This is a genomic window from Haloferax massiliensis, assembly GCF_001368915.1.
GTDB lineage: Archaea > Halobacteriota > Halobacteria > Halobacteriales > Haloferacaceae > Haloferax > Haloferax massiliensis.
In genome coordinates, this window is record NZ_CSTE01000003.1 from 382921 (window position 1) to 394652 (window position 11732).

At 66.4% G+C, this 11732-nt stretch carries 9 protein-coding genes and 1 pseudogene; 4 read left to right on the forward strand and 6 right to left on the reverse strand.

The features are described 5' to 3' along the window. Window positions 1–62: 62 nt before the first annotated feature. Window positions 63–2012 (forward strand): DUF8034 domain-containing protein, encoded by a 1950-nt coding sequence (locus BN996_RS15250; RefSeq protein ID WP_089780498.1) that lies wholly within the window; start codon window positions 63–65, stop codon window positions 2010–2012. Window positions 2013–2508: 496 nt separating this feature from the next. After that, complete coding sequence (locus tag BN996_RS15255) at window positions 2509–3231, forward strand: ThuA domain-containing protein (protein ID WP_089780500.1); 723 nt, start codon at window positions 2509–2511, stop codon at window positions 3229–3231. A 202-nt stretch (window positions 3232–3433) separates the two neighbouring features. On the opposite strand, the gene BN996_RS15260 is transcribed toward BN996_RS15255, so the two are convergent. Beyond that, window positions 3434–3859 (reverse strand): DUF5518 domain-containing protein, encoded by a 426-nt coding sequence (locus BN996_RS15260; protein ID WP_089780501.1) that lies wholly within the window; start codon window positions 3857–3859, stop codon window positions 3434–3436. 250 nt (window positions 3860–4109) lie between these two features. Here BN996_RS15260 and BN996_RS15265 point away from each other — a divergent pair, with 250 nt between their 5' ends. Together BN996_RS15265 and BN996_RS15270 are read left to right on the forward strand one after the other, a co-directional pair. Next, window positions 4110–4463, forward strand: a complete 354-nt coding sequence (locus BN996_RS15265; RefSeq protein ID WP_089780503.1) for a cupin domain-containing protein — start codon at window positions 4110–4112, stop codon at window positions 4461–4463. Window positions 4464–4505: 42 nt separating this feature from the next. Further along, a complete protein-coding gene (locus tag BN996_RS15270; protein ID WP_089780505.1) occupies window positions 4506–5330 on the forward strand; it encodes a carbon-nitrogen hydrolase family protein in 825 nt (274 codons plus the stop codon). A gap of 21 nt (window positions 5331–5351) precedes the next feature. Here the strand turns inward: BN996_RS15270 and BN996_RS15275 are convergent, their stop codons facing one another. The 5 genes and pseudogenes from BN996_RS15275 to BN996_RS15300 form a co-directional block, all read right to left on the reverse strand. Continuing rightward, on the reverse strand, window positions 5352–7655 hold the full coding sequence (locus tag BN996_RS15275; RefSeq protein ID WP_089780508.1) for a pentapeptide repeat-containing protein: 2304 nt from the start codon (window positions 7653–7655) through the stop codon (window positions 5352–5354). A 216-nt stretch (window positions 7656–7871) separates the two neighbouring features. Then, entirely contained in the window at window positions 7872–8828 is a 957-nt protein-coding gene (locus BN996_RS15285; protein ID WP_089780510.1) for a DUF8108 domain-containing protein, read from the reverse strand. 22 nt (window positions 8829–8850) lie between these two features. Continuing rightward, window positions 8851–9381 (reverse strand): hypothetical protein, encoded by a 531-nt coding sequence (locus BN996_RS15290; protein WP_089780512.1) that lies wholly within the window; start codon window positions 9379–9381, stop codon window positions 8851–8853. A 5-nt stretch (window positions 9382–9386) separates the two neighbouring features. Further along, window positions 9387–11222, reverse strand: a complete 1836-nt coding sequence (locus BN996_RS15295) for a spermidine synthase (RefSeq protein WP_089780514.1) — start codon at window positions 11220–11222, stop codon at window positions 9387–9389. 75 nt (window positions 11223–11297) lie between these two features. Beyond that, window positions 11298–11732 (reverse strand): annotated as a pseudogene (locus BN996_RS15300) (hypothetical protein); the annotation flags it as partial.

Consider the following 11732-nt stretch of genomic DNA (forward strand, 5'->3'; position numbering starts at 1 on the left):
ACCTCGCGACTGCGACCCGCGCGACCCGAATATTCATCACCCGAGGCGCGGGGTATGTGGACATGCGCGAGTTCGAAGCGACCGCCGAGGCGACGCGACCGCCGACGTGGGCGCACAAGCAGCGAGCACTGTTCGACCTGACGGCCGACGCGGTCGACCGGTTCGTCGACGACTACACCGGTCCCGACGGGGAGCCGTTCTGGCCGCCGGACGACCACGTGGGCGTCGACGGCTTCGACGACGTGGTCGAGGGGTTCTACAACTGGCCGCTGTTGTACGCGATGGGCGGCGACGAGCGCCTGCTCGACCACGCCCGCCGCGCGTACGAGGCCGCGCTCGAACGCGGCGCGGCGACCGAAACGCCGTTCGGCCATCCGATGGTCGTCGACGAGTTCGAACAGTGCCGCGACTGGTTCCACCTCGGCGAGGGCAATCTCTACACGTACAACATGGGCCTCGCCGCGCCCGACGACGACGCGGTCATCGACCGGGCGACGAAGTTCGCGGAGTTCTACACCGCCGACTCGGAGACGGGGAACTACGACGCCGACGAGCGGGTGGTTCGCGGGCCGATGAACGGGAGCACGGGGCCGGAGTTCTGCGACTTCTCCGCCTACGAACACCACCCCTACGGCGCGGACTACCGCTGGGCCAGACACGGTCTCCCGTGGCGGGACTTGGAGTTCGACGAGGCCGCGGACCTCCTCGACCCGGCGAACGAGGAGCGCCTGTTCGAGGTGTTGAACGAGCGCTGCGCGAAGGGCGACATCCCGCTGAACCTCAACATCACGAGCCTGATGACGAACGCCTATCTCCACACGGGCGACGACGACTACCGGGAGTGGGTGACCGACTACCTCGACGCGTGGCGGGAGCGGACGGCCGAAAACGGCGGCATCATCCCCGACAACGTCGGGCGCTCGGGCGAAATCGGCGAGTACACAGACGGGTCGTGGTACGGCGGCTACTACGGCTGGTCGTGGGGCGGGTGGCACTACGTCGGCATCGGACCGACGGTCGCCGCCGAGAACGCGGTCCTGCTCGAAGGCGACCGGGAGTATCTCGACTTCCCGCGGTCCCAGCTCGACGTGCTCATCGAAAACGGCATCGAGGTGGCCGAAGACGACGTACACAGCACCCTCTACATCCCGCACAAGTACGGCGACGAGGGTGACTACCACTACGACGCGTCGGGCGTCCTCACCGAAGACGACGGGGAAGTGCTGTGGCGGGACGGCTGGTACGAGTTCCAGCCGCACACGGACGACCCCTACGCGGTCCACCTCTGGTACATGTCGATGCGCGAGGAGGACCGAAAGCGGGTCCGCCGGCTCCGCGACTGGGGGAAGCAGGACTGGCAGCGGGTCGACCCGCGCGCGAAGACGAAACACGACGACGGCCACGAGTACGCGTGGCTCGCCTACCTCGACGGAGAGTTCCCGGACTACCCGGACCGAATTTTCGACGCGACACGCGAGCACGTCGACGAGCGACTGCGCCTGTTCGACGCCGAGGGGAACGAACCGGCGACCGTCGACGAGGACTACCTCAGAGACCGGAACCCGGCGTTCCACAAGGCGCTGCTCCAACTCACGATGGGAGCGCCACAGCCCGTCTACTACGGCGGCCTCGTCATGGCGCAGGTGCGGCACTTCGACGCGCGAAGAGAGCGGCCGGGACTCCCGACCGGCGTTGCCGCGCTCGTCGAATCGGTGACGAGCGACGGACTCGAACTGACGCTCGTCAACACCGGCGCGAGACGGGAGGAGGTCGTCGTTCAAGCCGGTGCGTACGGCGAACACCGCTTTACGACGGTCGAGACCGACGGGACGGAGCCCCGCGTCGGCGACGACGGCGATGGAGGCACCGACAGCGCGAGCGACGGCGACGAAGGCACGGACGCGCTCCGAGTTCGGCTCCCGGCTGGAAGCCGAATGTCGATTCGCGCCGGCCTCGACCGCTTCGTCGATGACCCGAGTTACGACCACCCGTGGTCTGAGACGGGGTCGTAAGCGGGGCTCCGGCCGCGTCGCGCGGAGTTCGGAAGACGCGTACGAGGATTCGAAAGCCGCAGATTCGTTCCCAGCAGGGGAACGGCAGTATTCGACGTGTGGAATCTCACGATTCGGGAGAGCGACTGAGAAGTCTCGAAACCGGCGATTAGCTATCAGGCCGTCTCGAACCGGAAACTCCGAGCCGAACGCTGTTCCCGTGTCGGGAATTACTAATCAGGGAGTATCATGTGAGTGCGAGACAAGGTCCGTGAGAGAAGCCCACCAGACTGACATTACATGCATACGCCTGTAACGCAAACGGGTCGAAAATGTCGGGGCGACAGCTCGTAGTTCGTCAGCTATGATAGCTGAAATCCAATATTCGTCGGTGATAGCCGTTCTTCTTTCTCATTACACGTTGTTCCCGGTTGGGGAACGTATTTCGCGAGTGAACGAGGACCGCCGTCACGCTCGGGGTGAGAGAATTTATCAACGGGGGCGAACAGTATGGCGCATGCCGACACGAGTCACCGTCTGGAACGAGAACGTCCACGAGCGAGAGGAACCGGAAGTCGCGGAGCGGTATCCGAAGGGAATCCACGGGACCATCGCGGAGCATCTGGAGGCACCGGACCGCGAGGTGCGAACGGCGACGCTACAGGAGCCCGAACACGGGTTAGACGCAGAGACGCTGGACGCGACGGACGTGTTAATCTGGTGGTCTCACTGCGCCAACGACGAGGTGACAGACGCCGTCGCGGAGCGCGTCGTCGAGCGCGTCCACGAGGGGATGGGCTTCGTCCCGCTGCACTCGGGGAAGAACTCGAAGCCGTTCACGCGGCTGATGGGCACGACCTGCAACATCAAGTACCGCCACGGCGGCGAGCGCGAGCGCGTCTGGGTCGCGGACCCCGGCCACCCCATCGCCGACGGCCTCGACGAGCAGTTCGTCATCCCGGCGACGGAGACCTACGGCGAGCCCTACGACATCCCGGAACCCGACAGGACCGTCTTCATCTCGTGGTTCGAAGGCGGCGACGTGTTCCGCTCGGGCGTCTGCTATCGGCGCGGCCGCGGGCGAATCTTCGCGTTCCGACCGGGCCACGAGGAGTATCCCATCTTCCACCAAGACGAGGTCAAACGGGTCATCGACAACGCCGTCGAGTGGGCGGCCCCGACCGAGGGCGCGTCGGCGCGGTGGGGGAAGACCGACCCCCTCGAACCCGTCGACGAGTGAGCGGAGCGGCGCGCGTCGCGGCGTAATCTGTTCCCCGTTGAGGAACGGGTTGCCCTATCGTTGCTGAACGAGTTCGCATTCTCGTCGCTGAGTGGTCCAAGGAGATGTTCGAACCCGAGAGCAAGCATCAATATCAGAGAACATATCAGATTTAAATATATCTTTAAAATTTGGTGATTCGGTGTGAGATACCGCGAGGAAGCTACGACGTATTCACGGGCAAATTCCGCCGTGAGGCAATAGTTTGCACTACCCACCCGCCGATTCGACCGCATCCCAGTCCAAAGAGCGGGGCGAGACACAGGATGGCTCCCCCGGCGACCGCGAAGAACGCGACTCTGGACAGCGGCCACGCCGCCGTCGGTGCCGTCGTCACGGCGAATATGAGCAGTTCGAGACCACCACCGAGAAAGCCAGCGCGGAGACCGGCGGCGTCCGAATCCACAGAGCGGACCGCGGCGACGGCCCCAGCGATGAACCCGCCGAACAGCATCACACCAGCGCCGACGGTCGCCTCCGAGTCTGGGAGCCAGTTTACAAGCGTACTGACGGGTATCGATGCGATTGCCCCGACAAGCGCGGCGTTCCACGCCGGAGAGAGGGCCGAAAAGCGAGGAATTGAGACCATACTCGTGTATGTAAGACAGCTAAGATGTTATATATGTTGGCGGGGTTTGACTGCGGAGTTTGAACCGTACTCGACGTCTGGGCCCTTCGTGGTACTGTTCGCGGACTGAGGGGTCGGCAACGACAGTTCCCGGCTATCAATAACTATCGGAAATGATGGATGAATAGAGTTTGAAAAATATTCTTACATTTTTGTGACCGGGGTTTGGTACCGGCGCAAGAGATACTATCACGCCCGCGGAACGTGTTCTATGGCAGACAGTACAGAAGTTGACGAACTGGTCGTCACGGAGCTTTCCGACACGAACCCGACGGCGCTCGAAGCCGGCCGCACGGAGTCCGTCGAACTGAGCGGCGTGGCGGTCACGCGGGCGACGCTGGAACCGGAGTGGGGAACCGACGGCGACCGCGGGAGCGCGGAACCCGACTACTGTCAGAACGCACACGACATCTACGTCGTTTCGGGGACGCTCGGCCTCGAACTGGACGACGGGACGCGGACGGAGATTACCGCCGGCTGTACCGCGACCATCCCGCCGGGGCACCACGGCTGGACGGTCGGAGACGAGCGACTCGTCTATCTGGAGTTCGACCCGAGCGAGTAACCGTGACTACCATGTCGTCGGTCCGCGTAGTATTCCGACGAGATGTCCCGATTCGTGGCGGCCGCGTGCCAGCTAGACTCGCGAGACGACAAGGCGGCGAACGTGGAGCGGGCGCTCGGCCTCCTCGACGAGGCCGCGACCGACGGCGCTGACTTCGTCGCGTTCCCGGAGATGACGACCTTCATCGGCCCGGAGGAGCGGTTCGCCGAGGTCGCGGAGTCGCTCGACGGGCCGACGATACGGCGCTTCTCGGAGAAGGCCCGCGAGCACGGCGTCTACGTCCACACGGGCAGTTTCTTCGAGCGGATTCCGAACAGCGACCGGGTGTACAACACGTCGGCGCTCATCGGCCCGGGCGGCGAGGTGCTCGACACCTACCGGAAGGTCCACCTGTTCGACATCGAACTCGACGGGAGCGTCGAACACCGCGAGTCCGACCGCGTCGCACCCGGCGACCGAGCGGTGACGGTCGACACCGACCTCGCGTCGTTCGGCCTCTCTATCTGTTACGACCTCCGGTTTCCGGGACTCTACCGAACGATGGCGCAGTCCGGCGCGAACGTGCTTCTGGTCCCGTCGGCGTTCACGATGCACACCGGAAAAGACCACTGGGAGCCGCTGCTTCGCGCCCGAGCCATCGAGAATCAGGCGTACGTCATCGCGCCCGGCCAAATCGGCGACAAGCCGTCGTGGGTCGAGACCTACGGCCGCACGCTCGTCGTCGACCCGTGGGGGAACGTGATTTCGAAGGCGCGGGACCGCGAAGAGGTCGTCACGGCGACTATCGACCTGTCGCATCTGGACGAGATTCGCCGCGACATGCAGACGCTCCAGCACGCGCGGCCGGACGTGTACGAGCGCCGATGACGACAACGACGCCCGGCGCGATTAGCTCCCGCCGAGCACGCGCTTGAACAGCGTGAACGTGAGCAGGGTAAAGAACAGGCCATTCAACATCCCCTGACTCGCCGCGAGCACGCGCGCCGCCGGCCCGAGCGGGTTGATGTCGCCGTAGCCGACCGTGCTGAAACTGATGTAGCTGTAGTAGACGTTGTCGAACAGGACCTCCATCGTCGTCTTGTCGACCGCGGCGGGGTCGAAGACGCTCCCCGCCTGCGTCAGAAACGGCCCGCCGAGGGCGTAACACAGCCCGAACAGCGCCGGGAGGAGGAACGTGAACGCCGCGATTCTCGGGAGTCGGTTGCCGTAGCCGCAGGTGACCTGCATGAGCGTGTTCAGCCCCACGCTTGCGACCTTCTTGCCGCGGGCCCACGTGTTCAGCGAGTACTCGTTGAGGATGATGTCGAAGTTCTTCTGTCGGTTGTAGTAGTAGCGCTTGAACTCGAACTCGCGGCTCGCGGGGGTGTCGCCGACGGCGTTGGCGCTGTCCTGCGCCTTCCGGTAGGTCTCCTCGATGATTTCGGGCGTCAGTTCGACGGCGAACTGGCCGGTCGCGCCGTTGCCGACGAAGTCGTGGATGGTCCAGTCGTTGCGTTCGAGATAGCCGTGGTGGTCGCTGAAGTCGAAGCGGTCGAACTCGGTGAGACAGAAGCGGAAGTGGTCCAGAAGCTGGTGTTCGTTGCCGTCGCCCTCCAGCGTCAGGTCACCGATGGTCGCGCGGGTGAGGTCGTACGGCGTCGGCTCGCCGGAGCCCTGCGAAACTGTGCCGCCGGCGAGCGTCGCGTCGGTGAAGTCGAGGTAGGTGTCGCGGTCACCGACGAGCACGCGGAAACGCGCCGTTTCGAAGTCCGACTGCCGGAAGTCAGCGCGGTCGTGGAACGTCGTCTCCCAGAACGACGCGCTCGTGAAGTTCGCCGCCTCGAACTCCGCGCCGGCCTCGAAGGTCGCCTCGTTGAACGAGGCGTTCGCTTCGAGGTGTTGCAGTTCGCCCTCGAAGAAGGTCCCGCGGAACGAGGCCGGACCGTGGAACGTGGCGGTCTTGAACGTCACGTCCTCTTCGAACCGCGCCTCGCCGAACCGGGCGTTAGATTGGAACTCGACCGCCTCGAAGGAGGTGTCGCAGCCGAACGTCGCCTCCTCGGCGACGACGGCGTCTCGGAACTCGCTCTCGTCGAAGTTGGCTTCCCCGCCGAACGACGCCAGAGAGAGGTCGAACGAGCCGTCGACCCGGAGGCGGTGGCAGTCGGTGCGGGCGGTGAACGTCGCGCGGTCGAAGCTGACCGCGTCCTTGAACGCGGCGTCTTTGAAGTCCGAATAGCGGAAGCGCGCGAGTTTGTAATCGGCCTCGCCCTCGAACGTCGCGCCCTCGAACGTCACGTCGTCGTGAATCGTCCGGCTGCCGCCGTTGAACTCGACGCCGCGGAACTCGGCCAACTGCATGAACCGGGCGTCGGCGAAGCTCGCGTCGTCGTCGAACCGCGCCTCGTCGAAGTCGGCCATCTCGTCGAAGCGGACGCCGTCGAACCGGGCGTCACCCTCGAACGCGACGTGTTCGAAGTCCGAGCCGGCGGCGAAGCGCGCGCCCTCGAACGTCACGTAGTCGAAGGTGGCCTGTCTGAAGCTCGCGTCGTCGCGGAACGTCGCGTCCGCGAAGGTGATGTGGTCTTCGAGGACGTGACTGCTCCCGCTGGTCTCGGCGTCGCGGAAGCGCGCGGTGCCGTGGAACGTGGCGTCCGCGAAACTCGTGTCGCCCTGGAACGCCGTCTCGTCGCAGCAGACATCGCCGCGGAAGGTCGCCCCCGAGAAGCGAACGTCCTGTTCGAACGTCGCCTCGTCGGTCGTCACCGCGCCGGTGACGGTCACGTCGCGGGCGTCCACGTCGCCGGTGACGACCGCCTCGTCGAGTTTGAGCCGGTCGACCGTCGCCTCGCGGAGAATCAACCCCTGATCGAGGCGGCCGTGGGTGAGGTCCAATCCGTCGATGTCGGCGTGCTGGAAGTTGAGTACGTGATTCGTCGCGCCGTTGATGTCCTGATAGGTGAACGAGAGATGCGGGAGGTCCGCGCCGACGTACTCGTTGACGCGGGTGTCGGGCGACTGGAGGTTCGCTCGGAGTTCGTCGACGATATCGCCGCCAGTCACGTCGAGCGAGGCGCGCTCGTCGCGGCTCATGTGGAACACGCAGAACTCGCTTTCGGGGTGGGCCTCGTGCGGACACTCCCACGTCGTCTGGAGGTGGGCGTCGGTCTGCACCGACGGGTCGAACGTGTACCGGCACGACGAAGAGGACATCAGCGCCGGCGTGGATTCATTTCTCGACATGGCTGGGGAGGGGCGGACGGATACGCTGTGGACAGCGGGTGCGACGGGAGCCGCGAGTGGGGCGGGCGAGTCGGGGTCGGAGTCGGCGAACGCGCTCGGGCGTCGGGGCGACGCTCGAACGCGCGGACAGTCGTACGTGCAACATTGTCCTGTGTTCTGATATATATCTTCGGACCGGGACCGGCGTCAGTCGAATATCTCGCGGCGCTCGGACGCCGAGAGTTCGGCGTGAATCGCGTTCGGCGAGCAGTGTTCGCACTCGCGGGCGGGGTTGGTGCTCTGCTCGAAGGTCCAAAGCGGCCACCCGAAGAGGAAAAACGCCTCCATCTGGTGGCGCTCGATGATGGCCTCGGCGGGCTTGCCGCAGTTCGGGCACCACTCGTCGCCGTCGGCCGGCTCTTGGAACGTCACCTTCCGACGGCCGAATCCGGCGTTCGAGTAGGCCTCGCTTCTGGACATCTCGACGAGGTCCTCGGCGGGGTACGGGTCGGCGTCGACCGCGTTGTCGAAGCCGGTGTCGGTCTCGACGCTCGACGCGAGGTACGGGCCGACGCTGACGGTGTTGTCGTAGCCGACGAAGTGAACCGAGACCGCCGCGCCCCGACCCTCGACTCGCACCTCGTGGCCGTGGCCGACGAGGTAGAGTTCCACGTCGGAGCTGACTTTCGTGAGGTCGATGTCGTGGGCCATGCCGACCGCGTAGACGCCGGTGTCGGGGTCGGTCGCGCTCCCCGACTGCTGCCAGCCGAAGGTGGAGACGTCGTAGTCGTCGGGGGCGGCGGCGGGCGTCGCGTCGCCCGCGTAGACGTTCTCCGCGCCGGGCGCGGAGACCGCGCCGTCGGCGGCGTCGGCCGCGATGAACACGTCTTCGGCGTCGTCGAGGCGCACGTCGCCGTCGACCGACTGGACGTAGCCGTCTTCGAGACTGCCGCGGATTTCGGTCTCGACGGCCGCGTCGCCGACGGCCGCGTCGTCGCTCACCGGGGCGTGGGTGAAGACGTACTCGGCGTTCTGCACGGTGAGGTCGCCGGCGACGCTCGCGCCGCCGACGAACACGTCCGCGGGGGCGCGGAGTTCGACCGGGGGTCGTTCGGAGCCGTTGAGCGTCACGTCGCCGTCGTAGGTGGAAGCGTTTCGGGTCATCGGTGGGTCTGTCGTTCGGGAGTTATCGCTGAGCCGCTCGTCTGGGAGTCATCGTCGTCTCGGTGTACAGCGCGAGGTCGTACTCCGGGTAGGTGTGGTACGTCTCGTAGCCGCCGTCTGCGACGCGGATGGTGGTCCACGCCTCCGGTTCGAACCGATAGGCGACCGTCGCCGTCTCCGGGCCGGGGAAGGCGTCGAGCGGCCGCCCCTCGACGACCGTCCGGGCGTCGAGTCGGTCGCTCTCGAAGCGGAACTCGCGTTCCGCGCCGGCCGAAAGCGGCGTCTCGTGGGTTCGCTCGTGCGGCAGCGGCTCGCACGAACACAGCTCGTGGAAGTCGAGCGCCGGCAGGCCGACGTAGTGGGACGAACCGATGACGGTGAGCACCGCCGGTTCTCCCGCGAGCGTCGCCGGGGCGACCGTCTTCACGTCGACGGTCGTCAGGTCGGGGACGTCGGCGCTGTAGCCGAAGTACAGCTCCGTCGGTGTCTCGGCCGACTGCGATGGGTCGGAGCCGGCGGGCGGTTCGGTCGTCGGGTGTGAGTGGGAAGGCATAGTGGTCAGGTGTCGACGAGGATGTCGTAGTTCGGGTGGAAAATGGAGTTCTCGCGGACGCCGCGGTAGTGCGGGACCGCGTGCCACTCGACGGAGCCGTAGTGCTCCTCGCGGGCGCGGACGTACTCGGTCGCGCCGTCGCCGGTCAACCGGGGGCGCTCGCCGGGCGCGAGCACGTAGAACTGCTCGACGCGCTCGGTCTCGCCGTCGTCGTCGAGGTCCTCGCGCACCCAGTAGGACAGCTCTCGGGTGAAGCCCGCGGCACCGACGGTGTTGACGAACGCCTTGTGGTGTTCGGGGTAGGCGTCGGGCGAGTAGCCCCACGTCACCGCGACGCCGTCCTCGGAGAGATGCGTCCGGACGGAGCGGTAGAACTCCGTCGAGTAGAGCGTGAGCAGGTCGTCGTCGGTCGCGCCGGGAATGTCGAGCAACACGAGGTCGTACGTCTCGTTCGTCTCCTGGAGGTAGCGGTAGCCGTCGGCGACCGTCGTGTTCAGCCGGTCGTACTCGTAGGCGTCGTCGTGCCAGCGGCGGAAGAACGGGTCCGTCTTCGCGTCGCGCATGAACTCGCCGTCGAGGTCGACGTGGTCGACGGTGACGCCGTACTCCCGCAGGTGGTCGATGGCGATCCAGTCGCCGCCGCCGACGACGAGCACCTTCGTCTCGGGGCCGGGTTCGACGAGCGACATCGGCACGTCGACCAACCCCCGATGGTAGCTGTCGGCCCAGCTCTCGCAGAGTTGGACGGCCGCGCCGAGGCGGAGACACTGCTCGGTTCGCCCGTCGAAGTACGGGTTCGGACCGGTACCGGTCCACGTGCGGTCGTACCGGATGACGTGCTGGTAGGCGGTCGTCTCTTGGGAGGTGACCGTCGCGCGCATCGCGCCCGGCGAGTACTCGTTTTCGATCTGCTGTTCGAGATAGAGCTGTGACAGTCGCTCGTCGGCGACGTCGTGTTTGGCGACGACGCCCGCGTAGGTCGCCGTCAGGAGCAGGCAGACGACGAGAAGCGTCTTCGAGACGCGAGCGGCCGAGAGCGAGCGGTCGGCTCGCGCGCTGGCGGTCGCGTTCCCGTCGGGTGCGGCGCTGGCGGACGGAGCGGGACTTGCTGACGACGCGTCGCCGCCGAGGGGCCACCACGACCAGTCGCCGAAGTGGGCGACGAAGACGAGCGCGGCGACCCCGTTGAGGAGCGCCAGCACGAATATCGTCGGGATGAGGCCGAGGCCCGGGTAGAGGACGCGGGCGTAGACGACGGCACCGGCGAGGCCGCCGACGTAGTCCATCGCGAGGATGACCGAGAGCCCGCTTCTGCGGCCCTCGGTCCGCTCGACGGTCCAGAGGGTTCCGATGGCGGCCACGACGAAATCGTGGATTCGGGTTCCGGCGTCCCGGAGCAACGAGGGCGTCGCCGACCCGTCGTCGTCGAGTTCGTCGAACATGCGGGTCAAAAGCGGGAGTTCGAACCCGGAGAGGAACCCGACGACGACGACCGGCAGGCGGGCGACGGTCCAGACGAGTTCCGCGGGCACGGCCTGCGGGATGCGGACGCTGTTGAGACCGACGATGAGCAGGAAGCCCGCGGGCGCGGCCGCGGCCAAGAGCACCTCGGTTCGGAAGAAGTTCCCGCCGAGGGTCGCGCCGTCGAGGTCGTCTGAGAGCGCCGCGCCGATGCCGAGGCTGAAGAAGTACAGGCCGACCGTGATGACGTACTGGGTCACCGTCCCGCCGTACATCACCGTCAACAGCTCCGAGTAGACGAACTCGTAGGCGAAGCTACAGAACGACACCACGAAGGTGAGCGTCAGGAGCGTCGCCGTGTCGGTTCGTGTGTCAGACATCGATAGAGAGCGAATCGGTCGCGGCGGACGCGGCGGTGTCGCCGTCGCGGCCGCCGCCGTCGTCGTTCGTCCCGCTCAGATGCGCGGGGAGACTTTCCACTCTTCCTCGATGGAGTACCCCGCGTCGCCGATGCCGTCGGTGACTTCGAGGTCGTAACACTCCCAGCGGAAGTCGTGGTTCACGTCGTCGCCGACGACGTGCGCGCCGACGCGGTACCAGCCGTCCTGTCCGAGCTGGCTGTCGTCGTCGATGTCGTACTCGACGGTGTCGTTCGGGTCCTGAATCTCGCGGTCCCACGGCACCGGGCCGGCGTCGGGCGCGTCGTCACGCATCGCCGCGGTCGACCCGAGGTAGGCGACGCCGAGCGCGGCGACGCCGACCGGGAACCGGCTCACTTTCCCGGCGTTGTTCTCGTACCAGTCGTCGGCGTAGTCGCCGCCGTGGTACCACGCGTGGCCGTGGACCGTCCGCGGGGCGGAGGCGTAGCCGCCCGTGCCGCGGCCGGTCGC